General features: G+C 34.5%; 31 protein-coding genes. 26 read left to right on the top strand and 5 right to left on the bottom strand.

Annotated features, from left to right (window positions below; translation table 11 throughout):
* The first annotated feature begins 89 nt into the window (after window positions 1-89).
* Window positions 90-611, top strand: coding sequence for a sigma-70 family RNA polymerase sigma factor (locus tag IEV35_RS00260; protein WP_188382996.1), 522 nt, complete (start codon window positions 90-92; stop codon window positions 609-611).
* Window positions 601-1,908: a DUF4179 domain-containing protein gene (locus IEV35_RS00265; protein WP_188382677.1), complete on the top strand. Its 1,308-nt coding sequence runs from the start codon at window positions 601-603 to the stop codon at window positions 1,906-1,908. Before IEV35_RS00260 ends, IEV35_RS00265 begins: the two co-directional genes overlap by 11 nt.
* Before the next feature lie 61 nt (window positions 1,909-1,969).
* Here IEV35_RS00265 and IEV35_RS00270 read toward each other — a convergent pair whose 3' ends face one another.
* The gene (locus tag IEV35_RS00270) at window positions 1,970-3,118 is read right to left on the bottom strand and encodes an ArgE/DapE family deacylase (RefSeq protein ID WP_188382678.1); all 1,149 of its coding nucleotides are present in this window, start codon (window positions 3,116-3,118) and stop codon (window positions 1,970-1,972) included.
* A 190-nt stretch (window positions 3,119-3,308) separates the two neighbouring features.
* On the opposite strand from IEV35_RS00270, the gene IEV35_RS00275 reads away from it, so the two are divergent.
* From IEV35_RS00275 to IEV35_RS00310, 9 genes are all read left to right on the top strand, one after another.
* On the top strand, window positions 3,309-3,776 hold the full coding sequence (locus IEV35_RS00275; protein ID WP_188382679.1) for a hypothetical protein: 468 nt from the start codon (window positions 3,309-3,311) through the stop codon (window positions 3,774-3,776).
* A gap of 27 nt (window positions 3,777-3,803) precedes the next feature.
* A complete protein-coding gene (locus tag IEV35_RS00280; protein ID WP_188382680.1) occupies window positions 3,804-3,998 on the top strand; it encodes a hypothetical protein in 195 nt (64 codons plus the stop codon).
* A gap of 16 nt (window positions 3,999-4,014) precedes the next feature.
* Window positions 4,015-4,140 (top strand): hypothetical protein, encoded by a 126-nt coding sequence (locus tag IEV35_RS20265; protein ID WP_268237902.1) that lies wholly within the window; start codon window positions 4,015-4,017, stop codon window positions 4,138-4,140.
* Window positions 4,141-4,226: 86 nt separating this feature from the next.
* Complete coding sequence (locus IEV35_RS00285) at window positions 4,227-4,691, top strand: NUDIX domain-containing protein (RefSeq protein WP_229740590.1); 465 nt, start codon at window positions 4,227-4,229, stop codon at window positions 4,689-4,691.
* A gap of 132 nt (window positions 4,692-4,823) precedes the next feature.
* Window positions 4,824-5,567, top strand: coding sequence for a ferredoxin reductase domain-containing protein (locus tag IEV35_RS00290; RefSeq protein WP_188382682.1), 744 nt, complete (start codon window positions 4,824-4,826; stop codon window positions 5,565-5,567).
* 151 nt (window positions 5,568-5,718) lie between these two features.
* Window positions 5,719-5,892 (top strand): hypothetical protein, encoded by a 174-nt coding sequence (locus IEV35_RS00295; protein ID WP_188382683.1) that lies wholly within the window; start codon window positions 5,719-5,721, stop codon window positions 5,890-5,892.
* 30 nt (window positions 5,893-5,922) lie between these two features.
* A complete protein-coding gene (locus IEV35_RS00300) occupies window positions 5,923-6,192 on the top strand; it encodes a hypothetical protein (protein WP_188382684.1) in 270 nt (89 codons plus the stop codon).
* Between the two features lie 34 nt (window positions 6,193-6,226).
* On the top strand, window positions 6,227-6,589 hold the full coding sequence (locus tag IEV35_RS00305; protein WP_188382685.1) for a YciI family protein: 363 nt from the start codon (window positions 6,227-6,229) through the stop codon (window positions 6,587-6,589).
* A 14-nt stretch (window positions 6,590-6,603) separates the two neighbouring features.
* The gene (locus tag IEV35_RS00310; RefSeq protein WP_188382686.1) at window positions 6,604-7,113 is read left to right on the top strand and encodes a YfiT family bacillithiol transferase; all 510 of its coding nucleotides are present in this window, start codon (window positions 6,604-6,606) and stop codon (window positions 7,111-7,113) included.
* A 116-nt stretch (window positions 7,114-7,229) separates the two neighbouring features.
* On the opposite strand, the gene IEV35_RS00315 is transcribed toward IEV35_RS00310, so the two are convergent.
* The gene (locus IEV35_RS00315; protein ID WP_188382687.1) at window positions 7,230-7,703 is read right to left on the bottom strand and encodes a hypothetical protein; all 474 of its coding nucleotides are present in this window, start codon (window positions 7,701-7,703) and stop codon (window positions 7,230-7,232) included.
* Between the two features lie 249 nt (window positions 7,704-7,952).
* Between IEV35_RS00315 and IEV35_RS00320 the strand changes: the two genes are divergently transcribed.
* The 4 genes from IEV35_RS00320 to IEV35_RS00335 all read left to right on the top strand — a co-directional run bounded on the left by IEV35_RS00320 (window position 7,953) and on the right by IEV35_RS00335 (window position 11,499).
* Window positions 7,953-8,162, top strand: a complete 210-nt coding sequence (locus tag IEV35_RS00320; protein WP_188382688.1) for a hypothetical protein — start codon at window positions 7,953-7,955, stop codon at window positions 8,160-8,162.
* Window positions 8,163-8,315: 153 nt separating this feature from the next.
* On the top strand, window positions 8,316-10,229 hold the full coding sequence (locus IEV35_RS00325; protein ID WP_188382689.1) for a hypothetical protein: 1,914 nt from the start codon (window positions 8,316-8,318) through the stop codon (window positions 10,227-10,229).
* 6 nt (window positions 10,230-10,235) lie between these two features.
* Window positions 10,236-10,514, top strand: a complete 279-nt coding sequence (locus tag IEV35_RS00330) for a hypothetical protein (RefSeq protein WP_188382690.1) — start codon at window positions 10,236-10,238, stop codon at window positions 10,512-10,514.
* A 73-nt stretch (window positions 10,515-10,587) separates the two neighbouring features.
* Entirely contained in the window at window positions 10,588-11,499 is a 912-nt protein-coding gene (locus IEV35_RS00335; RefSeq protein WP_229740591.1) for a GNAT family N-acetyltransferase, read from the top strand.
* A gap of 65 nt (window positions 11,500-11,564) precedes the next feature.
* Here IEV35_RS00335 and IEV35_RS00340 read toward each other — a convergent pair whose 3' ends face one another.
* Window positions 11,565-12,689, bottom strand: coding sequence for a plasmid pRiA4b ORF-3 family protein (locus IEV35_RS00340; RefSeq protein ID WP_188382691.1), 1,125 nt, complete (start codon window positions 12,687-12,689; stop codon window positions 11,565-11,567).
* Window positions 12,690-12,931: 242 nt separating this feature from the next.
* Here IEV35_RS00340 and IEV35_RS00345 point away from each other — a divergent pair, with 242 nt between their 5' ends.
* The 8 genes from IEV35_RS00345 (at window position 12,932) to IEV35_RS00380 (ending at window position 20,651) form a co-directional block, all read left to right on the top strand.
* Window positions 12,932-13,438 (top strand): RNA polymerase sigma factor, encoded by a 507-nt coding sequence (locus tag IEV35_RS00345; protein WP_229740592.1) that lies wholly within the window; start codon window positions 12,932-12,934, stop codon window positions 13,436-13,438.
* A gap of 3 nt (window positions 13,439-13,441) precedes the next feature.
* Window positions 13,442-15,211, top strand: coding sequence for a hypothetical protein (locus tag IEV35_RS00350; protein ID WP_188382693.1), 1,770 nt, complete (start codon window positions 13,442-13,444; stop codon window positions 15,209-15,211).
* 436 nt (window positions 15,212-15,647) lie between these two features.
* Window positions 15,648-17,099, top strand: coding sequence for an NADP-dependent glyceraldehyde-3-phosphate dehydrogenase (locus IEV35_RS00355; protein WP_188382694.1), 1,452 nt, complete (start codon window positions 15,648-15,650; stop codon window positions 17,097-17,099).
* Window positions 17,100-17,485: 386 nt separating this feature from the next.
* Window positions 17,486-18,337, top strand: a complete 852-nt coding sequence (locus tag IEV35_RS00360; protein WP_188382695.1) for a DegV family protein — start codon at window positions 17,486-17,488, stop codon at window positions 18,335-18,337.
* A 99-nt stretch (window positions 18,338-18,436) separates the two neighbouring features.
* Window positions 18,437-18,943 carry an NUDIX domain-containing protein gene (locus IEV35_RS00365; protein WP_229740593.1) on the top strand — a complete coding sequence of 169 codons (507 nt, stop codon included), beginning with the start codon at window positions 18,437-18,439 and terminating at the stop codon, window positions 18,941-18,943.
* A gap of 38 nt (window positions 18,944-18,981) precedes the next feature.
* The gene (locus IEV35_RS00370) at window positions 18,982-19,152 is read left to right on the top strand and encodes a hypothetical protein (RefSeq protein WP_188382696.1); all 171 of its coding nucleotides are present in this window, start codon (window positions 18,982-18,984) and stop codon (window positions 19,150-19,152) included.
* 199 nt (window positions 19,153-19,351) lie between these two features.
* Window positions 19,352-20,110 (top strand): 5'-methylthioadenosine/S-adenosylhomocysteine nucleosidase, encoded by a 759-nt coding sequence (locus IEV35_RS00375; protein WP_188382697.1) that lies wholly within the window; start codon window positions 19,352-19,354, stop codon window positions 20,108-20,110.
* Window positions 20,111-20,180: 70 nt separating this feature from the next.
* Entirely contained in the window at window positions 20,181-20,651 is a 471-nt protein-coding gene (locus IEV35_RS00380; protein WP_188382698.1) for a DUF4279 domain-containing protein, read from the top strand.
* Window positions 20,652-20,680: 29 nt separating this feature from the next.
* Here the strand turns inward: IEV35_RS00380 and IEV35_RS00385 are convergent, their stop codons facing one another.
* Both IEV35_RS00385 and IEV35_RS00390 read right to left on the bottom strand, forming a co-directional pair.
* Entirely contained in the window at window positions 20,681-21,124 is a 444-nt protein-coding gene (locus IEV35_RS00385) for a MarR family winged helix-turn-helix transcriptional regulator (RefSeq protein ID WP_229740594.1), read from the bottom strand.
* Between the two features lie 14 nt (window positions 21,125-21,138).
* Window positions 21,139-21,615, bottom strand: a complete 477-nt coding sequence (locus IEV35_RS00390; protein WP_188382700.1) for a glutathione peroxidase — start codon at window positions 21,613-21,615, stop codon at window positions 21,139-21,141.
* A 267-nt stretch (window positions 21,616-21,882) separates the two neighbouring features.
* Here IEV35_RS00390 and IEV35_RS00395 point away from each other — a divergent pair, with 267 nt between their 5' ends.
* The 3 genes from IEV35_RS00395 to IEV35_RS00405 all read left to right on the top strand — a co-directional run bounded on the left by IEV35_RS00395 (window position 21,883) and on the right by IEV35_RS00405 (window position 26,123).
* A complete protein-coding gene (locus IEV35_RS00395) occupies window positions 21,883-23,976 on the top strand; it encodes a tetratricopeptide repeat protein (RefSeq protein WP_188382701.1) in 2,094 nt (697 codons plus the stop codon).
* Between the two features lie 239 nt (window positions 23,977-24,215).
* A complete protein-coding gene (locus IEV35_RS00400) occupies window positions 24,216-25,268 on the top strand; it encodes a hypothetical protein (RefSeq protein ID WP_188382702.1) in 1,053 nt (350 codons plus the stop codon).
* Window positions 25,269-25,424: 156 nt separating this feature from the next.
* Entirely contained in the window at window positions 25,425-26,123 is a 699-nt protein-coding gene (locus IEV35_RS00405; RefSeq protein ID WP_188382703.1) for a response regulator transcription factor, read from the top strand.
* Window position 26,124: the final 1 nt, after the last annotated feature.

Here is a 26,124-nt window from a genome sequence, read left to right on the forward strand (position 1 = left end):
AGTAATTTAGCAAATAAAAAAATAATAAAACTTTTTTCCAATTTCTTAGTCTAATAAGTAGTATAACGTCAGGGGGTTATCAATTGAATGTGGATCTTGCAGTAATAAAACAAGCTATAAAGGGAGATGACGCAGCGTTTTTACAAGTAATGAAGGCTTATAACCTGGATTTATACAAGACAGCATTAGCTTACTTGAAGAATGAACATGATTCTTTGGAAGCAATTCAGGAAGTGACGTTCCGTGCCTATAAAAAGATTCATACACTTCGTGAACCTTCTTATATAAAAACATGGTTAATTCGAATTATGATTAACTATTGTAATGATCAATTGAAAAGAAAGACACGATTCATCGTAAATGATGAACAAATCCTATCTCTTGGTTCGGAAGACAACCATACTGTGTTGGAGATCCAGGATGCGATGCAACAATTGGATAATCGATCACGAGAAGTTTTAACTTTAATGTATTTTCACGGTTTAAAAATTAAGGAAATCGCACTTGTTATGGAAAGACCAGAGGGCACAGTGAAGACATGGTTGAACAAAGCATTGATAAAATTTCGTAACATTTTGGAAGAGGAAGGTGGGGAATTAGATGTTCAATAATGAAGAAGAGAAACTGAAGAAGTATAGTGAGTCACTGGATAAAGCTCCAATTTCAGAACTAGAATTAGATGCCGCAATTATGAAAGGATTCCTGAATGCGAAAGAAGAAAAGAAAGTGAAACGTAGCGGTCTTAAATGGGGTCTCAGTGTAGCATTTGTAGCGATAATATTATTGACATTTATTACATCAATAAGAGTGTCCCCAGCTTTTGCGTCATATGTTTCTACTATTCCTGGAATGGAGAAAATTGTCGAAATGATTTCTGATAACAAAGGAATGATGACAGCCATTGAAAATGAATATTATCAGGAAATTGGTGCATCTATGGAAAAGAATGGATTACAAATTACGATAGATGGTGCAATTGCTGATGAGCAAGGAATCGTTTTATTTTATTCATGGGATTGGGAAAAGAAAACGAATCCGAACGTTGATAAAGTAGAGTTACAGAAAGCGTCTGGAGAAGAATTGGATAATGTTAGCTCTTTTTATGCTACGTATTATGGCGATAGTGAGTCAACGAATCAAGGCATGATGGAATTTTATTTCCAGACACCTTACGATACGAATGACTTTTTATTAAATTTCGAAGTGTCTGGTGAAGAGTACAATATCCCGTTTTCCTTAAATGAATTAGTAAAAACTAAGAAAGTATATGATGTACATGAAACAGTTCAAGTAGAAGGTCAAAAAATAGATGTAACAACAGTCGAGGTTTATCCAACAAGAGTTCTTGTTCATCTAGAAGTAGATTCTGATAACACAATGCTACTATTAGATTTTGAAGACATAAGACTTGTTGATGAGACTGGAGAGACATGGGGTGGAATTGCTAATGGGTTTACTGCATCGGGTGGACACACTGACAAGGAACGAATAATCTATTTGCAAAGTAATTATTTCCATGAGCCAGAACAATTATATCTCGTATTTAATCGAATTCAGGCAATAGATAAAGAGGAGGCCTACTTAGTAATCGATACGGAAAAGGAAGTGATATTAGAGCAGCCAAAAGGGAATAGGCTGCGGAATCTAGAAATTGACTCTGGAACACTTTCCTTAGATATTCATGCAGAAAGGGAGTTTAATGGGCATATTTATGGTGAGGTAAAAGATGCTGATGGAAATATTCTAGATAGTAATTCTTCTTTTAGTAGAACAACAGATGAGGAATTAGTGAACAAAATGGGAATCAGCTTTGAAAAAAATTTAGAAAAATATAAATCTCCTATTACAATCGAGCTAGTCTATTATCCGAACTGGATAGAGGGCGAGGCGAAAATTAAGTTGAAATAGTAAAGTTATATGCTAATTTGCAAAAGTCCTTCCATGTTGTTTCGGTGGAAGGACTTTTACGTTATTTCGTTAAACTTATAATCAATTCTTTATAGATATCAAAGAAAGCAAAGTAATAGTCTTTGTACACATACTCATCCGTTTTATGCGCCATTTTTGTTTCGCCTGGGCCAAACATCATGAATGGGAAGGTTTCATCTTTATCTCGTAATAAATTCGATGCATCTGTTACACCTGGAGAACCTTTCACAGCTATATCTAATCCTAAATGTTTTTTTCCTAATTCTTTCGCAAGTTCGACCATGTTAGACTGACCAGAAGTGAATACACTTGGTAAGGACATCGTTACTTCTACTTTAATATTTGCGCCATTTTGATTGTACGTATCCGCAATTGTGTTGAATAATGCAATCACTTCTTCGTTATCAAATTCTGGAATTGTTCGAACATTTATTTCAGCTACTGCCTTTTCAGGGATGGAGTTTACTTGATTTCCTGCATTAAAAATAGTTGTACTCATAACTAGTTTATCTAGTACTTCATTTTTCCTTTCATCCCCATTTAATTTTTCATCCATTTCTAATAGATATTTCATCAATGGGTTAATCGCATTATAGCCTTGATCTGGCATGGAGCTATGTGCTGCTTCTCCAATGGATGTGATCCGTAAGTTTAGTGATCCTTTATGAGAATAAATGATGGTGTCGTGTGAAGGTTCAGCTACCCATAAATACTCGACATCCTCCATATAACCTTCATCATATAATTTCTTAGAACCTGCGCCACCAACTTCTTCACCAGTCGTTGCCATAAAACGAACCGTACCATTTGCTAATGTATTATTCTCCTTTAGTTCAATCATTACTAATGCCAGATTGACTAAGCCTGCTTTCATATCGTTCGTTCCACGACCATATAATTTTCCATCACGTTCTGTTAATGTAAATGGATCCGATGTCCATTCTGTCTCATCACCAGCAGATACGACATCCATATGTCCAGAAATGCCAATGACTGGTTTTCCGCTACCAATTTCTGCAACTAAATTAACACGAGTATCTGTAACAGGAACAATTGTTGATTCGATTCCGTATTGAGCAAATAAATCTTTTAAATAATTGGCAACTTCGATTTCGTTTTCATTAACAGATTTGATTGCGATTAAGTCTGATAAAATCTTTATTTTTTCTTCTTCTGTAAATTGTTTCATCCTAAAACTCCTCCAAAACTTTCCATTACAGGAATACATCTTTATTGTACCCAAATATTGTTGAATAATCTTGTTCTTGCTCTTTAATAGCATTACAGTAGATAAAGAAATTTAATTGTATAAAAATTTGGATTATTTATCCGATATTATGGTAATGTTAAATTGGATAAAGTTGTGTGGGAGGAGTTTGATGAGAAAACAACTTATTAATTTGGTTTTAGTTATGTTAATCCTATTGAGTGCATGTGATGAAAAGAGCAATAATAATGAAGTTAGCGAAGAAGAAAAATTACTTGTAACTTTGACAACAGAAACGAAACACTTGGAAGAGTTATATCAACTTGTAAGTGAGTTAAAACCAATAGAGATTCTAAACATAAATGAGACAGAGAATATTGAGATTTACGATGGAAAAGAGTTTGACAAGTTTGTACCGAATGGAAGTTGGATTACCGAAGTAAGTAAAACCGATAACACTAACAATGAATTAATAACAATAGATTATCGATTAAATAATCAGCGAATTATTGTAGAGTATTTTGAAGATGGTATGTTGAGAAAATATAATCTAAATCGCGAGACTGGTATATTACTAGTAAATGATAATGGGGATTATCAGAAGGATTACTTTGAGCATTTGGATAGGGGAGAGAAGTGAACTATTTATTGGTGGAGGGGTTAGTTCATGTTAATTAAAAAGAGTCTTTTGTATTTTATATTCTCTTTTTTGTTTTTTATTATTTGGAACTATATAGCAGATGGAGAAATTGAGTGGTCTTATGTCATACAAATATCTATTACTATTTCTTTAATATACTTATTTTATGAGTGGGTAAAAGTGCCGTATCAATGGAAGAAAGACAAAGATGAAGAAAATTAACTTCCTAGGGGGAAAAATGAAAGATCTTTGGCTAGAGGATAAAGATAATGCAACTGTGTTAAGGTCTGTAAAAGAGAAAGATGTTGTAATAGTGGAGAATTTGTTAGGAGTAAAGTTACTAGCAAATACAACACATTATTGAATCACTTACAAAACCTTCCTCACCCAAGTGTCAAACAAATTTTGGACCTTATTGGTAAGATAGAATTGATTTAAGGGGGAAAGATGTTGCAAATAAGAAGTTCGGTACAAGCAGTCATTGTAATGGATGACAACATATTAACGATTAAGAAGAGGGCTTACGATAATAAAACGATGTACATCTTACCTGGTGGTGGGCAAGAGCATGGGGAAACATTGAGAGATGCGGTCATAAGAGAATGTGTAGAAGAAACTGGATTAATAGTTGAGCCAAAGGAACTGTTATTTGTCTCAGAATATATAGGGAAAAATCATCAACATGCTGCGTGGGATGCTCATGTCCATGTTGTTGTGCATCTTTTCCGTTGCTCGCTTGTTGATGAAAGTGGTTTTAATCAAGGGACTGAACAAGATGCAGAACAAGTGTCACTAGAATGGATTCCGCTAGATAAACTTTCATCCTATGATTTTTATCCTAAAAAGATCGTTCCTAGTTTAATATCAGCCCTTCGTCAAGAACATACTCCGGAATATGTTGGTGATATGGGATAATAGAGACTGGTTTTTGTCTTTTTTTATTTTTCCTGAGATTATTCTTCCATGTAAGTTACTTTAATTGAGAATTGTTATCAATTATTGTATACTACTATGTACAATACACTTAATAGGGTAAGGAGAATCGTTATGCAAATATACTGGACTACGATTAATAAGATTATCGAAGAAACACCTGAGGTTAGGACATATATGCTTGATTGCCCGGAAGATTTTACATGGGAAGAAGGGTCGCACACTCATTTTGCCTTAGAGGGTTTTAATGCTGGAGAAAAACCAAACAAAGGCCTTGTTCGACATATGTCTATCTCCACGTTGCCATATGAAAAATTGATTGGAATTACAACACGTATAAGGGAGCAATGTTCTGAGTTTAAAGGCATTTTAAGAAATCTTGAGGTTGGAAGTAACGTTGCATTATTTAAAACCCATTCGAATGTACCGCTGAGAAGAGAAGGTAAAAATGTGTATCTTCTGTCAGCAGGTGTTGGTTTAGCTACGTTCAGACCGTTAGTTCTTGATTATTTTAATCGTCCAGATGATGTGCAACAAATACATTCCCTTAACATTGATTCATCGAAAGACTTTTTGTTTACAGATATTTTTACAAGCTCACCTGAGAAGAAATTTATTTCCGAGTTCGTTGATAACCGTGAAGACTACTATGAACAAGTAAAAGATCTAGCTGAGGATAAGGATGGCATCTTCTATATCGTTGGAAGTGATGAGTTCCTCGTTGAAAATATGAAAATTTTACGTGATAAAGGGATCAAGCCAGAACAAATGATGCTGGATAAACGTCAAAGAGGTCTTGAAGCGTTATATTCTTCTGTTTATGGAACTGAGAATCCGTTGATTGCTCATACAAAATAAAATTTAAGTTAGAAAGGCAATCCAATTGGGTTGTCTTTTTTAAATGTTTTAAATATTACCGAAAATATATGTTAGTATTAAATTAGCAGAGAAATTGGATGGTTAACGAAATTTGTAATTCAAAATCTGAGTCCATAAGGGGGTTTTAGATTTGAATCAAAACATGAAGGAATTATTATGGTTTGTAGTATCGATGGTCATGGGGATTATCATCGGTGTACTAATATTTATTCCAATCTTTGATGATACGTTTATGGGGGTTTTTATGGGATTTCTTATTGGAGTTGGAACATGGGTTTCTAGTAGTAAAATAGCTAAAAAATAGCAATCCTTTATTAAAATGGGAGGTTGGATATTGAAGCCATTAGGTTGGATAACAGTGGTTACGGTTGTAATAGGCGCTGTTGGATTTGGTTTCTTGCAACTTTTTGTGGATTTTGGTGTCTGGTTGATATTAGCTACCACTGGATGGGGCGCGTTATGTCTCTTTCTTGTAGTGTGGGCTTTCTTAGATTATTATCAACCGAAAGATAAAAAGAGTCGTAGAGTACTATTATATCAATTTGGCATTACATTATTTTCTTTATATTTCTTAGGGGTTATTTTAATTTCTGTTATTGGATAAAGGGGACAGTCCCCATAAGAAAGGGGTGAGTAAATTGAGGTATTTAATTTTGTTAACCCCATCAACGAATTGGGTTGACGGGGTTGTTTTGCATAATCAACCACACATGCCTGAACATGCCGTGTATGTACAAGAGGGGTATAATAAAGGTTTTGTCGTACTTGCTGGTCCTTTTGCTCAATCGACGGGTGGTGCTGTAGTGATTGATGTCGAAACAGAGGAAGAAGCTATTCATTTTGCAGAGAATGATCCGGCTGTGAAAAATGATATATTTCGCTATGAAGTGAAGCAGTGGGATTTCAAAATGAGTAAATATGAAAATATTAATCCAAAATTTGACCAAGGCTACATAGACTACAAACATAAAATTCAAAAAGAGTTAGGAATTATTCAATAAGGAAGGGGATTCACATGGATGTACAATTTCCAATTGGTAAATTAGAAGTGCCAGAAAAGGTAACACTAGATCATATTCAAGGATACTTGCAGCAAATCGCAACGCACACGGAACGATTACGAGAAGTGGTGGATGGACTAAGTGAAGAACAATTAGCCAAAACGTATCGGGAAGGGAGTTGGACGGTTCACCAATTGGTGCATCATATAGCTGACTCTCAAATGAACATGTTCCAACGATTAAAACTAGCATTAACCGATGAAAATCCACAAGTTCCAAATTTTGAACAAGACAGATGGGCTGTTCAACCTGATACAGAATTACCATTTGAAAGTTCGATTAAGATGTTGGAAGGGATTAATGAGCGGATTGTCGCTTTAGGAAATAGTTTATCTGTAGAGCAATTAGACCGTGTTTTTACCCATCAGTATAATGGGGAAATAACAGTAGCAACGAAAATCGCTAAATTAGCTTGGCATGAAGAGCATCATTTGGAACATATTAAGATTGCTTTAGCTAATTAGGTTGTATGATATATTTTTTTATTGATTGAATGCAAGTCTGTAACTAAAAAAGTTCACACTGTAAGTTTAGTGTGAACTTTTATGTATTTATCACTTATTGTTTGCGTGACGAAGGTCTACTTGCTGCCTTCCTTAAATAATTTCATTACTGATTCGTAGACTTCATTATGATCATCTAATACTTTATAATCTCCTCTTTTTCCTCTAATATAGTCCTCTCCAATAAAATACCGATGGGTCGTTCCATAAAAATGAATATATAAATCGTATTCATTTTCACTAGACATAAATTTACTTGTTCTGTAGAGACGTACCTCATTACTAAGTAATGTATGTATGAGATCTTTATCCTCTATTTCTACTTCAATTCGTGCACCTGTCTCCGTATATGTAGCAATTTTTATATTGGCTATTCTTTCCGTATCTAAACTTGTAATTACGAGTTGTTCGTTTTCTACTATGTCTTCTACTATGAGGTCTTTAAATGTTGTCGGTAAAGAAAAGGTTAAGCCGAAAATGTTCTTTATTAATAAAATGATAAGTAATCCTAAAAAGATGTTCCTAAAAATGCCTAATTTACTGTTTTTCATGAATCTACTCCATTCTCCCTATCTAGTAAACGAACATACAGTAACTTTATCATATGATTTTGATAATTAGAATTATATTTTAAAATTAGTTTTAATTTAATTCATGAAGTTACTTACTTTAAATCATCTGTTTAATTGTATCTAAGCTCGTGTTATAATGAATAGCCTAATATGAATAGAATTAACCGTTTAAATAGACCGGGTGCAAGAACAGCTTCCGACTATTGAAAACAATGGAGGAATAATCGAATGAATAAGCGATGGACAATTGATAAAATAGGAGAGTTTGTGGAGAAAAATTCGGATAGTAAATTACTTTCAACAGAATATCACGGTTTCTCCCAAAAACTATTGTTTAAATGTACATGTGGCAACAACTTTGAAAAAACATTTACTAAGTTTAAGAAGAATAACCAACGTAAATGTGAAACATGCCAACCACCAAAAGCATCACGTTAAATGTATAGGTGCCTGACACCACCCGAAATATGTTGACGTTCGACAATATTCGGGTGGTGTCAGGCACCTTTCTTTTACATATTCTATTCTGAATATTTTAGTTTTTGTGGGCGGTTAATTATGGTAGTATGAGAATTAGATGAGAGGATGGTTATGTTGAATTTGAAAGCAGGATTAAAAGCTATTATAAGAAATCCGGTTATTTTGACCTTTCCTATTTCTTTACAAGTAATTTTAAGCTTTGGAATGGGTATTTTATCTTTCTTAGGAATTGGTTTTTTCTATTATGAATCGATAGTTATTGGGGATGGAGAAATCACGGAAGAATTTAATATCCAATTTACGTTACCATTATTTATCCCTTTACTATCTGATTTACAACAATCATTAACGTTCCTTCCAGAACAACCTGGAGATAGTATCGTCTTGACTTTGGTAGTCGCTTTGGTTTATTTTTCACTAGTTAGTTATACAATGGGGATGTTTCTAGGGAGTATAAAGCAAGTTTTATCTCCATCAAGTTTGCAACAGGACTCTTTTTTGCAGTTAGGATACCGTTATTATTGGAGATTATTTACATATCAACTATTTACTTCTGTTATTGGAGTTGTATCTTTTTACTTACTTATTACTACGATTATCGGTGGAATTATTGGATTTATCGTATTACTTCTCTATGTATTAGTTCCTTATATTATCGTATTAGAAGATAAAAGCTTTTCCGAAGCATTGGGTGATTCTCCAAAATATGTGAAGCGATATTTTACTAAGTACTTCAGATTAGCAATAGGCGCTATATTATCGATCGCCATATTATCGATTGGCATTCAATTACTACCTAATGAATCACTAAAATATTATATTGGACTCGTTACCTATACATTTATCGGTAGTGTGTTCATAGCCGCCTTTATGCATCTATTACATAATTGTATTCGAGAAGAGGATTTGCAGACTGAAGAAGATCAATTGGTAAAAAGAATTGTTCCGAAATGGAAAAAATGGACGATTATTATGATCGTATTTTTGTTTCCTTGGCTTGGTGTGCAATTTGCGAAAGGAGAACATGTAACCGCTATCCAATTTCAACCGAAAATAACGTATAGCGAAGGTGTATATTATAAGGCTAATTGGTCGCCAGCTAATAATGGCTCGAACCATACGTATACTACGTACGGTTTTGAGGATGGGGAAGAATTTGAACTTACGATGTCACTCCCTGATTCGATAACGTCTACAGATGGACCGTTTTTTGGTGAGGGAGAAATTACGTGGAAAGTCGATAAAGAACGAATAACGAAAAATGGAAATTCAACCGTTTATTGGGGAGAAGAAGTAGCGGAAACATCGAAATTTGTGTACCGACTAACGCCAGTATATAAAAATGGAACCGTTTATTTTACTTCTAATACGGAAAACGGTTTTGCGGAACTGACAACAAGAGGTCAATCCGATGAACCAATGGCGTTGGAAATCTTTGTCATGAATAATGGTAATGATATTTTTGTCTTTCAATACAAAGAACGATTCGACCCTCAGACGGTGATAGAAGTGTCAGAAGACGGAAATTACTTTATTCCTCGTGTTAGCCCAGTCAATCCAGACGACTTTAAATACTTTTGGTATTCTAAGGAATCTATTACAAAGGATCGAATTATTGAATTAATGAAATCGAAAAATGAAACAAACTTTACGATTGATGGTGGTCCAACTTATTATGATTACCCATATATCGCTGTTGCTTTGCTGCAACAAGCTGATGGGGAAGCATTGGTTCAGTTAGGGGAAATATATGAACAGCAAGGTGTACAAACGAATATTTCTAGTAAATCAGCCGAAGAGTGGACGGAAACATTGGATGCCCTTTATGGAGATGTCAATCTAACGGAATTTCTAGAAAACTTTAATAAACAGAATGAGTATGAAGGGTATGAAATTGTTGAGGGTCCCGATGATCGCGAGAAAAACGAACGTCAAATCATTGTTCCTTTTCCGAATGGAGATATTTCGATTTATTATGTATTCACAGAACAACTTACAGAATTAGAAATTGTGTTACGGGAGTGAACCGATATGAGAATGATAGATTTTTTGTTTCATGAACAAAAGTATAAAGTGGAGAAGTTTGTGATCGTAATTGGTACGTTATTCATCACAATGCTTCTCATACCTTTAGGTTTTCCTTTCGTTGTTAACGTTATATATGTACCTGTGTTAAGTATACTTTTCATTGTCTCGATACTTAAAATACTTTGTTATAACAGAAAAAACAATATAAAAACAAAGATAATCGAAAAAATCGAAACGATATTCATTGCGGTATTTATTGGGGTCTTTCTTTATTTTGTATAGTAAGATACTGTTCATCGGTAACAGTAAATGACTTAAAGAAGGCTTAGAGCACTATATAGAGGAGAAAATTAATATGCAAACAGAAATTAGAAACTTTATACAAGAGGATATGCCACTATTACGAGATTTCTATCAATCAGTTACAAATAATAGAAAAGTAGTTTTTTGGTGGGTTGGTCCCGAGGAGAATTGGGACAATGTATTTTGTGCTTTTGAGAACGGAAAGATGGTAGGAAAAGGGCAAGTTGAAATTATTAATCGTTTGTCAGATGGACAACCGGAGAGTAGTAGTCACAGTATCTATCTAAATTTGAAAACGTTGCCTGAACGAGAACAAGATTTTGAGTTAATGGACCTACTATATGAGAAGTTGCACATTAGAGCTTTAGAACTGAAAAACTATTTATCTAGTGCTTATCAAACTAATTTTTGTATAGGAAATTTTGCAACAGAAGTCGATAACAATCGCTTTTTTGTGGAGAAAAAAGGATTCAAGCCACTGAATACATTATACACAATGGAAAGAGATCTACACCAACCAATTGACCCAATTCCTTTTCATCATGAAGAGTTAACTTGGGAATTTTGGAAAATGGAAAGTGAAGAAGAGGAAGCAGCGTATCTGGAAGTAGAAGGGGAAATCTGGCCAGAAGATACACTTGGATTAAGACGGTTACGGGAGTATAAAAGTAATCCAAATTGGACGGCGATACCAATTAGACATGATGGTCAAATTATTGCATGTGCGATGGCTTGGCAAGAAGAAGATACTGGAGTTATTGAGGATGTTTTTGTTAGACCAGAATGGAGAAAAAATGGACTTGCTACATTTTTATTAACAACAGCATTGACCTATTTGAAAGATCTAGGCTTACCAAAAGCTTACTTAATGGTTGATACAGAAAATGAACATGCACTAAAACTTTATCAATCTGTTGGATTTCAGGTGGTAGAGGAAGAGAGAAGGTTTTTTGTCACACTTTAGTTTTATATTCGTGCCAGTTTTTCCTAGAATGAACATACTAGAAGAAGAACTGGCACTTTTGTATATTATTTATACGTTAAGCTTCTATTAACCATCTCAATATTAAAGTCTTTATAACCTTGTGATTCCGACCAAACTCTCATATGCTTGTAATCCTCATGATGTTTATCAGCAAGTACCTCAAGTAAATATTCATATCCACCTTCACCACCAACATCTTCTGGTGGTGTTTTGCCTTCGCCTGCTGTACAGGTAGCATAATTTTTATCATAATCTTCTAAAATACGTTCCACCTTAATGTGATGAATCCAAGTATCTCCATAATCATAAACATACGTTATTTTTCCCGGTAGAAATTGGGATAAAATAACAGAATCATCCATTGCCATTGGGATATCACTTTTTCTGAACTCAAAAGCTTCTTCAGCACTGACAAGGTTAGCGAGTGGTTTATACCCACCAGCAAAAACAGGGTTATGCTTAAAATACGGATTGTTTGTCTTTTCATTACTTAATATATAGAATTCATGGAGATGTTCATCCTGCCAACCAAATGCCGTTTGAATTACATGATGTAACCTTGCAAATGAAAAATTAGCAGGTACGATTACTTTACGATATACATTATTGGATTGGAGCTGTAATGTGATCGTAAGCTCATATGCTGTTGTTTGAAAAATGGGAAGACCAATTAACTCCTCTAGATCTTCATACATTGCTTTGTTCGGGTGAAAATAGTCCTTTTTTCCATCTCCGACTAAAAATCTACTTAGTCGGTATCCTAATGCAGGTTGTTCAATAGAGTCAACATCTATCAAATCTGCAAAGCTATAGACCAATTCACATGCTTTGTTCATGCGAGCAACTAATTTTCTATCGCTCGTTTTTGTATACGTGAAATCCCCAGCAGTTTCTAAGTATTTTTCGATCACATCTTCTTTTATACCCTCTTGTTGGAAGGTACGACGAATAGCCTGTACAATGAGATGATCTAGATTTTTAAAGTCCTTAGCAAGTAGGCCATATAAAACGAGTACATATCGATTTTTATCATTTACGAGTACTAAGGTTTTTTTGCGATCTATAATTAATAGATTAGCATGCCATGAGATGAGAGGGGACTCCTCCTCAACAGTTTCGGGTTTCAATTTTAATTGGTCTTGTAGCTTTTTGGTGCAGTGAATGATCATAGGGATAAACCTCAATTCGTGTGTTTTATATCAATTTTATAACTAAATCATATAAAGATTCTTTTCCGGTACGATAAACATATTCATTGGCAAACTCAAGGATTTTTTATCTATCATTATATCAATATTACTGGAATAATAAACGAGATGGAAGAGTTGAAATAATAATTTATTATAAAGTGTGACTTTTAATTATTAAATTCGTCATAATAATGAGCAGCATACGGGGAGGGAAAGTAGTTTTGCAAGAACGAGATAAAAAAGACATAGCAGAATGGTATCAACAATATGGGGAAACCATTTTAAAATACATACTTATGATGGTACGGGACTATCAACATGCCGAGGATTTAACGCAAGAAACGTTTGTTAAAGCGTATAAAAATAAACATAGTTTCAAAGGAGAATCTCAACCTAGGACTTGGTTGTTTAGTATTGCACACAATACGACGATTGATTTTTTGCGAAAACAGAAGCCTATTGAATTAATAAGAGAAATGCTCCCTTCCTTAATGGATAAAAATCCATTACCTGAAGAGATGGTAGAAATCGAAGAAAGCACAAGGGATTTATACATAGCACTAGGTAACTTAAAACCAGCTTATCGTGAGGTTATTATTTTAAGAAAAATAAAAGGTTTTTCCATTGAAGAAACGAGTCAAATCTTAAACTGGTCTGAAGGTAAAGTAAAGACAACACTTTATAGAGCGATTCCTGCTCTGAAGAAGCAATATGGGAAGGAGGTTTAATAAATGAACGAACAAAAGGATCATTCCAAATTAGATGAAGAGTTAAAAAACCTAGATAACCATGTTTCTTTTAATCAAAACCGGATAAAAGAGTTAGAGAATAATATTTTATGTAAGATTGAAAAGGATGAAAAGAAGTACAGGTTGAGAGACATTTTAGGGTATGCAGGTAGTGTAGCAGTTTTTGCAGTGTCTGTCTTTGTTGCATTCTTAATTTTTTCAAATACATCCCCAATAGAAAATGTGGAGCGGGTTAGTGGGGATGGTGCTTTAACCAAATTTATGAGTCATGTTGACCCTATGCTCTTGATTTTGATCGGTATGATTGGTGTTGGATTAATGGTATACATGGTGATTAAACTAATTAGAAAAAAACTGGGATTCGTTGGACCAGTACCATTGAAATATAAAGTGTTATCCATCATTGTAACAATAATAGCTTTCATTATTCTCTGGATTAGCGGAATATTGGGTATTTGGATAGAAGGTATTAACTATGTTCATGGGAAAGTTGATCGTTATTCTTTTGAATCGTCTCCAGTTCAAGGCGAGTTCTCCGTTGAGATTGACTTAAGTGATTTTGATAGTAATAAAGGAAAAGTCGTTTATAATGACGGAGAAAATCAGATTTATGTGTCTGAAGTACTCGTTCATGGTGGAACAGATTACCAAGTATCTTTTAGATCAAGTGGGACGTATAACTTAAATGGAGCGACATTAGTGTCTGGTGTTGAACACGCCTATAGTCAAGGCGGTTTCACAAATTATGACCGGGTTAATGCAATTGGATTTTATCGTGGAGAATCTTTTGAGTTAGGCGTGTCCCATTATTCCGGTTTGAATTATAGAGACGGAGATGATTTTGGATTTTATCTATTTTCTGAAGACCAAAAATTAGATATTGATCTAGAAGAAGCCCCGATTATAGAAGTAACAATTACTAATTTAGTAATGAACAAGTGGTATAAGGACCATTCTGACCCTGTGTTTTTTATTATTGTTTTATTGGTAGTAAGTTCCATTATAATCATAGTATTTGCAACAGTTCGGAATAGAAGAAATAAATCAGATAATCATTCAGGAGGGGACTTAATGAAGAAAACAAAAACGAAACGGTATATTACTATTGCATTAGTTCTGATTAGTTTTGGTTTGTTAGCTTATTTTGGAGTTAGTCAATATAAAGAAAATGTACTCTATGAAAGCTATCTATCATTTAATCTAGAAAATGATATTTCCGCATTGGCATCCTCGACAGTGATGAACAGTAACTATTTAGAGGACATTCTTGAAGAGAATCAAATAACAAAAGAACAATTAGGTTACTTACGTGATAACTATATAGACATATTTCAAAGTGGTGAAAAAATAGTTACCCTTGCAGAAACTTGGTTGAAACGTATGGAAGATAATAACCATTTTACCAGCCCTTATCCGGTATATATGGCAACTAACTTTAGTTCATATTTAATGATATTAGAGGAAGAATTAGGTGAAGACTATGCAGTAGATTTGTCTACTGAATATGTGGAAAGATTTGAATTAATGAAGTCTGTAAATGATGAATGGAGAGAAGCTATTCTAAATAATATTACAGGAATTGAATCGCCTATAATAGCGGAATTAGAGAATGGAGCAGAGATTATCACTGATCGATACCGTGAGACATATAAAGATGAAATGATAAACTCCGATGATTGGATAAACATGATAGAACAAATGCAACGTTCATCAACACAGTATGAAAGGGATGTAGAATTTTTTAATAATTAAGTAGTCTATTGGTGATATATTGGTGTCAGTCACCACCCGGAATTTGTCGGATAATGTTTTAGAGAAGTTGTTTAGTCATGATCTATGTTACTGATGGAGTTGGGGTTTTACTTCAACTATTTTATTAATAGAGTTTTTACACGAAAAAGCACAGGAGTATTCTTCTCTTGTGCTTTTTCAAAATCAATTTGTAAATGAGAATATGCCTCATGAACGTTTCACCATAAAAACCAAACCTAAAAATACATCAGAAAATACTTATCAATAGTGCTCTCACTTCTCGATACATGCTGTTTATTGTTGGCAATATTCGGTAGTGACTTATTTAATGAGTATATTAGTATCTACTGCTAATATGAGGTATAAGCATATGTTTAGATTTCTATCAAAAAAATTGTTAAACTACTATTAATCTGTTATAAAGGAGAATTTTGATATGACACCAAGTATAGTTGCAACAAGAGAATATAAATTTTTTATGGATGGAGAATGGCGAGAAAGCCGATCAGGGGAAACTATCGATATTCATTCACCATACTTGCCAGAAGTAATTGGAAAAGTACAAGCAGTATCGCGAGTAGAAGTAGATGAGGCTATTGAGGCTGCTCATCTCGCACAAATAAAATGGGCAGATAAATCTCTTCAAGAACGAAGCGCGTATTTATATAAATGGGCAGATGAATTAGTCCACATGCAAGATGAAATTGCGGAAACAATCATGAAGGAAGTAGGTAAAACCTTGGCAGATGCCAAAAAAGAAGTAGTGCGCACTGCTGATTTTATTCGATACACGGTTGGAGAAGCGCAACATATAAACGGGGAAAGTATGCGTGGAGATAATTTCCCAGGCGGTTCAAAATCCAAGCTTGCCATTGTCGAACGGGTACCATTAGGAGTTGTTTTAGCGATATCTCCGTTTAACTATCCTGTTAACTTATCCGCTGCAAAAATAGCACCTGCACTAATTGCAGGTAATGCTGTTATTTTTAAACCAGCTACTCAAGGGGCTCTTAGTGGAACAAAAATGATTCAAGCATTGCATAAAGCAGGATTACCTAATGGAATCATTAATCTAATTACTGGGAGAGGATCTGACATTGGAGATTATCTAGTGGAACATCCAGGAATTAACATGATTTCCTTTACGGGTGGTACAAAAACAGGGAAGAACTTAGCGAAAAAATCTGCCATGGTACCGTTAGTTATGGAACTTGGTGGAAAAGATCCGGCAATTGTACGGGAAGATGCTGATTTATATGAAGCTGCAAACCATATTATTAGTGGAGCATTTTCTTACTCAGGACAACGTTGTACAGCGATTAAGCGAGTACTAGTACACGAAAACGTCGCTGATGAGTTAGTGAAACAATTAAGGGTTGAGGTTGAAAACTTAACGGTTGGTTCCCCAGAGGATGGAAATACAGTGGTTCCATTAATTGATACAAAATCAGCAGACTTTGTGGAAGGCTTGATTAAAGATGCCGCTCGACAAGGTGCTGAAGTATTAACTGGAAACAAGCGAGAAGGAAATTTAATATACCCGACCCTAATTGACTATGTTAATACAGAAATGAGAATAGCTTGGGAAGAACCTTTTGGTCCTGTTTTACCAATTATTCGTTGTACTTCTGATGAAGAAGCAGTGAATATCGCGAATAAGTCTGAATACGGTTTACAAACGAGTATCTTTACGAGGGATATCAATAAAGCATTTGCGCTCGCAAGTAAAATAGAAACCGGTTCTGTGCAAATAAACGGACGATCAGAACGTGGTCCAGACCATTTTCCTTTTCTCGGAGTAAAAGGATCCGGTATGGGTGTTCAAGGAATTAGAAAAAGTATCGACTCTATGACTCGTGAGAAAGTTATTGTATTAAATCTTTCTTAAAAGGTATATAAGTGAATATAAAAGGTGTCTGACACCCCCCGAAAATTGTCGAACAGTATCAGATAAAGAAAAAACGCCTGTATCGTATACAGGCGTTTTCTACGTATATTTGCGGCGATGGAATCATGTGTTCACATTCACATGTATTGCCTTATTCCTCGTCTTATGCAAATCAGCTCATCGCTCTGTTATTATAGCACGTATTTCAATTAAACACACTAGCAATTATTGGGCAGAGACAATTTCTTTCTTTCAACTAGTACACAGTAGACCAAATAGATTTTAAACCCAAATAAAAATAGTCATTTTAAAATTTAGAAAATTCATGTATAGTTAGGTACTAAGAGCTACTTATACTTAGTAGATATACGAGAGGGGTTTGGTAGATGAATAGAATTATACTGACAACAGAAAGCGGTGCTGATTTGCCACTAGACTGGACAAAGCAACATAATATTAAAGTAGTACCAATGCATGTGATTATGGATGATAAAGATTACCTTGATGGACAATTACAAGTGGAAGAAATATATAAATACTACGAGAACACAAAAAAGATACCATCCACAACAGCAACGAATGTCCATGAATACGAGCAATTCTTTCGTGAAATAAAGGAAAATAATCCGAATTGCACGATTATCCATATTGGATATACGTCGAAAGCTTCTTCATCCTTTCATAATGCTGTTATCGCGACCGAAGAGATGGAAGGAATTCATCTCCTTGATGCATTAAATGTTACTGGTGGACTAGGTGCAATCGTTATGTTTGCAGCCAACTTATTACAAGAGAATCCGAACATAGAACCTAAGTCTCTAATTGATCAAATTAATGCGATTATTCCAAAGTCCAGACTTGCTTTTGTTCCAGGTAGTTTAGACTTTTTGAAAGCAGGAGGAAGGGTTAGTAATCTCGCTTACCTTGGAGGAGCTTTATTAAAAATCAAACCACGAATCGAACTAATCGATGGAAAACTCGTTTCTACTAAAAAATACCGTGGTAAGATGAATTCCGTTACAGAAAAACTAATGCAAGATTATCTAAACCAATACGATATCGATAAATCACAGCTTTATTTACTTTATTCTATCGGTCTAGCAAAAGAGATTCAAGATCGTATGACAAATCTAGCAAAGGAAAATGGCTTTCGTAGTATAGAGTGGATTCAAGCCGGTGCAATGATTTCTACCCATGCAGGACCTGGTGGTTTTGGAATTGCAGCATTAGAGAAATAATGACGGGGGACTGTCCCCCTTTTAATTTTTACAACCAATATTCAGAATGTTATGCTATTTCTTTAGTATTATAGTGAAAAATAGAAAGGAAATCGATGGATGCGAATCCGTAATATAGCACAAAAAATAGTCGTTAAACTATTTAAATTGGGAATAAGAAATTCAGCAAAGGCCGTTATCATAAAAGAAGGGAAGTTACTTGCTATTAAAATGCTTGAAAATGGTGGAACGTATTATATTCTACCTGGTGGTGGCCAAAAACATGGCGAAAATCTTCATCAGGCATTAATGAGGGAGTGCAAAGAAGAATTAGGTGTAGAGGTGGAAATAGGTGAATTATTATTTGTAAGAGAATATATTGGTAAAAACCATGAGCTTGCTAAATACCATTCCCATGCACATCAAACTGAGTTTATGTTCTTATGTCATCTCAAAGCGGAAACTGATAGCAAAGGAAGCAATCCGGATAAAGGACAAATCGGTGTAGAATGGCTACCAATAGATAGTTTATTAGAGTATAAACTATTTCCCCGAGCATTAAGAACTTATTTAATTTCTTACTATCGAAGTGAGAAAATGCCTACTTATGTAGGCGATATGAATTAAAGCAATGAACTATAATTCTTGGGAAAGGATGTCTCGTAATGTTATCAAATAAGTTCCTGTTACTTGGTATTGCTATCATGTTAGTGGCGATATATATCCAAAACAGTGAAGGTAGCAGATTTTCTGGAACTGAAATTATCTTCTTTGTGATAGGAATTCTTTTAACGATTATCGGATTCTTTATTAAAAATCAGAAACAAGATGGATAGCCACTTGCTACAAAGAGGAGTGTTATGAGGTTAACCTTGTCCTAGTAGGATGTGAGACCTTTTTGTATCTCTTGATCATTCCCTTCAAACTTTCGTACAACACAACAGGTAAAACCACATAGCCCGTTTACAATCACATCATTTATCATTATACTGAAAATCATAAACATTTTAGAAAATTTACTAGAGGTGACATCATATGAATCAACTGACGACAATTGCTATTCAAGGCGCGATGGATTGTGAAATATCAGCCCTTCTAAAGGAAATGGGAGAGTATAAAGAAGAAAAACATGGTGGTTTTTTCTATTACATTGGTGAGATAGGTGAGCTTCCAGTAGTCGTTTCCAAAACGGATATTGGTTTTGTTACTGCAGCAGCATCAACGACTCTTCTCATTGAGAAATATCAACCTTCAATCATAATTAATCAAGGTACAGCTGGTGGTCATGATCCTAAATTATTCGTATATGATTTGATAATTGGGAATGAAGTTATTAACATCAATGGTTTTCGTACAGGAATTCTGGAGCAAGGTCAAGGATCTGATCCAACAACTTGGGTTCATTTAGATTCATTGTTCCCTGATGAAAATGGTGTACATCCAGCACCAGAAGTCTTAACTAGTGATCCTAAGTTAGTAGAGATCGTTTTAGCAACAGCTAGTACATATACATACGGAAAAGTAGTAGAAGGAACAATTGGAAGTGCTGAAGTTTGGAATCGAGAGATGGACCGGATCCATTGGTTACGGGATACGTTTAACACAAGTGCCGAAGAAATGGAGGCCTATCCAGCTGGTAAAATTGCAAAATTAAATAATATCCCTTATCTATCATTTCGAATTATATCAAACTCTGAAGTGATCGATGACGATACAGAAGATTTAGAGACGGCTGGTATTTACTGTGCAGAATTTGCAGTTGAAGTCGTGAAGGCAATCGGAAGGAACCTTTAAGAGGAAGTCTTGTGAATGAGGAGGTTTTAGATAGAAAACTACGATAATTGTACAAGGGGGAGCATGTCAATTGGAACAAACCAATACATACACCTACTTCGGTATTGAAAGTAATGGACAAATTGTTAGCAGGGGATTAGTGGCCTACGAAAGAGGGATCTTTAATCCAGAAGATATTACGAATTTACTAGGGATCCAACCGTTTCAGAGTTGGAACAAAGGAGATCGTAGTAAAAATGGGAGGGAGTATTTATTTTCTTCCTGGGATGCAGAGAAGTCTGATATCGAGAGATTGGACGTAGGGGCACAGATTTTGGATACGATTAAAAACTTAAAAAATAAGATTCCATTATTAAATCAAATTAAGGAACAATATGATGTTAATTTTGTAATTATGGTTGTTCAATATATTCGTGGTGATGAACAACCTCATATCTATATGAATAAAGAAATCATTGAATTTTGCTATTTAACAGATACGATCATAAACTTTGATACGTATATCGATCATCTGGATGATGAACTTGCGATTAGCGAATAAGGAACGGAGTGGGACAAGTAAACGTCCCACTACAATCCAGTACTTAATTTACCTTGTAAAGCTTTCAACTGTTGTAATAGCGCTTCATACTCCGCTAGTTCAATATTACAAGCTAACACTTCTTTAGCAATTACTTCAGTGATTGCATGTTTTTCATCTAGCGCTTTTGCTTCCAAAAAGATACATACCTTCCGTTCATCATTTGCGGCACGTTCTTTCCGGACCCAGCCATTCGTCTCCATCCGTTTAATCATTGGTGTCAGTGTTCCAGTACCTAATTTTAAACGTTCTCCTAACTCTTTTACAGTCATTCCATTTCTTTCCCATAGAGCAAGAAGTACTAAATATTGTGGATACGTAATGCCAAAGGGATGAAGTACATTGGAATATAATTTTGTGAATTGGCTATTTGTTTCATAAATGGCAAAGCAAAGTTGATTTTCTAATGTTAAAAAGTCTAGCAATGAACTCATCCCCAGTCCTAAAATTATAATACTTTCCGAATATCTTTATCCATCTTAGCAGGTTTTGTTGTAGGAGCATAACGTTCAACAACTTCACCGTTGCGATCGATTAGAAATTTAGTGAAATTCCATTTAATATCTTTGGAAAGGAGGCCACCTTTTGCTGATTTTAAATAAGTGAATAGAGGATCTTCATTCTTTCCGTTTACATCAATCTTGCCATACATAGGAAAGCTTACGCCATAATTTAATTGACAGAATTCCGTTGTTTCTTCAATATTATCAAATTCTTGGTTGTTAAACTGGCTACAAGGGAATCCTAAAACGACTAAATCTTTATCTTTATACTGACTGTAAATTTCTTGTAATTCTTTAAATTGGTCAACTAACCCACATTTACTAGCTGTGTTAACAATGATAAGTGGTTTTCCTTCATAATCTCTTAGTGATTGTTCTTCTCCATTTGCTTTCTTAACTGTAAAATCATAAACCGTAGTCAATGTAATTCCTCCTCAATTAAATCGTGTACGATTTAATTGTACACGATTTAATTAACAAATTCAATTTTTGTTTCGAATTCGTTTAGTATTCTCTATATTTCATTTATTTCTCCCATCCCCATAAATTAGTATGAACTTTCGAATATAGTAACGTTGAAATATTGTACAAAAGTACGATTCCTTTTTAAGAATGTTATGAGGTCCATGTGAATATGAATATAGATGTGATTTAACGACAAAAATAAACGAATATTGCGGGGGATTAAATTGACAACAGAGAATGTACTAATTAATAAAACTTATTATCAAAGTTTGTTAGATGATAACAAACAAAGTCATCCGATAAAACTATTAGGTGATAAGTTCAGAGAAGAAATGCGAACAGAACAGCCGGATTTATCTTCTATTCGCTATGCACAAGGGGAAGTCTACTTTATGAATGGGGATTATGAAGCAGCCGTTCATAAATGGCAATTTCCATTAGAGCCTTCACTCGTTCCTTGGGCACAGAAAAATATAGCTGATGCTCATATGGAAATGGGTATTTTAGATTTAGCGGAAAAATTTTATCATGAGGTAAAAACGGAATCACTCGTGTTAAAATCAGAAGTCCTATTACAGTTATTTTCTTTGTACATACAACAAGATGAAAGTAATAAAGCGGTTAATACGATTAAAGAAGCGGTTCAATTACATCCCGATTATGGCCGTATTACCGAAATTGCTCAAACGTATTTTGAAGATATTCAAGATTGGGATAGTGCAATTGAGTTAGCAGTAAATGAAGCCATTCGAACGCAAGCTTTTTCTTGGTTTGAAATCTTACAAGGGTATGCGGAGCATGGTCTTACAACAAATATTGATCCGACATACTTTAAGGATTGTTTAAAGACAGTAATACAACTCGACCCAAAACGATTTGAAAGTTTACTAGAAGTATTTTGGAAGAGTTATCGAGGAAGTACGAATTATATTGAATGGTTATCTGTATGTAACGAAATCCTTTTAGAAACATTACCAGACCAAACGTTTACTTGGGAGAAGCTTCCACAGTTATTTGCTGACACGTTCTTTGAATTAATTAGTGGACGGTTCTTAATTCGAGAGATTCGTGATGTCATGAATAGTCATGTAAGGAATTGGCTAACATTATCTTCAGCTAATGCATTATCCGTATCATCTGCCATTCTTGCTTGGGATGAAATTTTCCCAGCGGAACTGGATGCTAATTTAATAAAGGAAGCAGAACAACTTTATGCTCAATCACCAGCAGCTCATAATGGTAGGGAAGAGGGCCTTCTCATTTATGAAGCTATTAAAGTTTGGGCTGAGAAAGAAGGTTTGCTAGAACGCTTAATCGAATATATGGCGCCAATAATTGATCATGAAGTTATAACACAAGCAAATCCAACTACGATCAGAAATATGATCAAAGAAGCGATAAGTTTCTTAATGGAACAAAAGAGGGAATTGCTAGTCTCTATTAAGCAGGACATTCAATGGAATGAAGAACGACAAACTGAAATTATTGATATGGAACAGCAAATTCGTGACATGGAAAAAGAAAAAGCAACGACCATGATTACTTCGTTCCAGGAATTTAAAGAGAAATTAAAGGAAAACATGACAAGTAAAATCCCTAAAATTATTCGTTATTGTTCTGAACTAGTTCAGGAAGATAGTGACTTTACCAAACTCCATGTCGAACTAAATACAGAAATGAACAAACGTTTGAACCAATACTTAGGTAAAACCGTTATGTATGAGTATGATCGTTATCGTAAGCAATGGCTGGAGTCTTGTGAAAACGAATGGAGAGACAGTCAGGAGACAATTGATCAACTAGCATTACAAATGAATGAAACATTTGGTGAGGAAAGAGTTAAATTAAAAGGGGACTTTAAAGTATTAGAGGATTGGCAACGGGATTTAGACCGAATGTCTAGAGGATTAATATTGCGAGAAGAAGTTAATATTATGTTACGAAAAAATGCTTCCCAACTTCTTCTAAAAGGTGCTGGAAAAATTCTTGGTTCCATCACGAAAAATAAAGATATGCTTTATACTCGCTATAAAAACTACATCGAAAATGGTGATTATAGTGACATTGCAGAAGAAATTATTCGTCCATTCCTTCAGCAAATGGAGTCGTTTGAGGATTCTATTGAATGGGATGTGAATCGTTTCTTTACTAATTCCTACGATGTATTAAATGTAGTCAATGAAGAAGTACAAGATGAAATTGGAAAACTACAACATACATTAACAACCTTGCTCGAAAAACCGGAGATTTACCGAGATCCACTTACCCTATTTGAATTACGACTACATCACTATGAGTTGATGAATCGTATAAGTTAATAGAAGAAAGCCTTAGATTCTTTTTAGCAATCTAGGGCTTTTTTATTAGAATTATAATCCAGGTGAAGTGACCCAGAGTTAATATTACCTAGATTTCTAAATTTACAGCTCTAAGTTTTGTACTTATGAACTATGTTGTATGAAATAAAATTAATGTATGGTAAATAAGGGGTTTATTTTTATAATTTACACCAGTGTTCAAACAAGAACGATATTTAATAATAATAGGGGGAGTACATATGAAGTATTATCTTAATATTATGATGGTGTTATTGATATTAACTATGGGTGCTTGTAATGATAAAGAAGCAATTGAAAAAGATGAAAATAATGAAGAAGTTACGCCTGATGAAGTGAATGATGAAAATAAAGAGGAACAAGAAGAAAATGACGCTTCAGAAAGTAATAATGAAACAACCGAGAACAATGAGAACATAAGTAAGGAAGAAAACAATAATGAATTTAATCAAGAATTTAACGAGGAAATTTATGATTCTGATGATATAAGAATTGTATTGAAAGAAATTAAAAGACAGGAAGGAGGGATTATGAATAAAGGTTACTATATTGCATTAGAAGTCGAGAATAAATTAGCTAAAGATGTCGTTGTTTTTTCTACTAATGAGTCTGCAGACGATAAAATGATTGATAGTATGGCATCTTTATCCGCACCTGTAAAAGGGAATAGCGTAGAACTGATTGAAATGTCTATCAAGAGTTTTGATAAGGATTTATTATTCATCCAAGAAAAACTAGAATTTACTGTTAGTCTTTCAGATGAAGATTTTGACGTGATTGGTGAACATCCTGTAATAATTGATTTTACACCGGTTGCTATTAATGGAAATCAAGAAGAAAACGAAGGGAAAGAAGATAATTCTGGATTGAATGAAGAGAAAGAGAACGGTGATTTCGAGCGTAACTACAATGATGTTATTTATGATTCCGAACAGATAAAAGTAACATTAAAAAGAATTAAAAAGGAAACGGTTAGGGATGTGCGAGAGAAACAAACTTATTATATAAATTTGGAAATTGAGAATAAGTTAGATAAAAATATTTCATTTTGGTCTGAAAAAACGATTGCAGATGGTAAGTCTATCGATAAATATATTGCATTTATCGATAAGGTTGTCGCAAATAAAACAGTAGATGCAGTAATGAAAGTTCAAGATTTTAGTGATGATCCATTACCTATTATAGAAGATTATATTGAATCAGAAATAGTCGTTGTTGATGAAGAAAGTTCTCAACGAATAGGGGTCCACACGATAAAATTTGATTTTCAATAAGATTGATGGATAAGTTCAGAATGAATGGATGACAAAAGGGGAGAGCTTTTTATGCTTTCCCTTTTTTCTATAGATAAGTTACCTACTATGAAATTTGATGGAATCCGCTTGTTACATTAAACTAAAATAAACTAATTATTTGAGGAGAAACACGTTATGGAAAAAATCATGATTGTAGAAGATGATAACAAGATAGCCGAATATCTTTCATCTTATATTGAAAAGTACGGTTATCATGTCATAATTGCAAAAGACTTCGATAACATCATTGGTACATTTCAAGATGAACAACCAAGTCTTGTTTTACTCGATATAAATTTACCAAGCTATGATGGCTATTATTGGTGCAGACAAATCCGTAAAGAATCCATCTGTCCGGTCATCTTTATTTCCGCACGCACAGGTGAGATGGACCAGGTTATGGCGTTAGAAAATGGTGGCGATGATTTTATTACGAAACCATTCCACCCAGATATTGTTATGGCCAAAATCCGTAGCCAAATGCGTCGAGCATATGGAGAATATGCTACCAAACAAGAAGAACGGGTACTGCAAAGGGAAGGATTAAGTCTTTATCCGGAACGATTAGAATTACGGTTTGGAACGATGATGACACAATTAACAAAGAAAGAGGCAGATATTATCGAAAGTCTTTTGGAGAGATATCCTCGCGTCGCTGGAAGACAAGATTTATTAGTGAAACTGTGGGATGATGAAATGTATGTGGATGAGAACACGTTAAACGTGAACATTACACGGGTACGGAAAAAATTCCAAGAATTAGGCATTGAAGATGCGGTAGAAACTGTTCGTGGTGCAGGCTACCGATTGCGTATAACGTGGAAAGAAGGGTAAC

The sequence above is a fragment of the Ornithinibacillus halotolerans genome, from assembly GCF_014637405.1.
GTDB classification, from domain to species: Bacteria; Bacillota; Bacilli; order Bacillales; family Amphibacillaceae; genus Ornithinibacillus; species Ornithinibacillus halotolerans.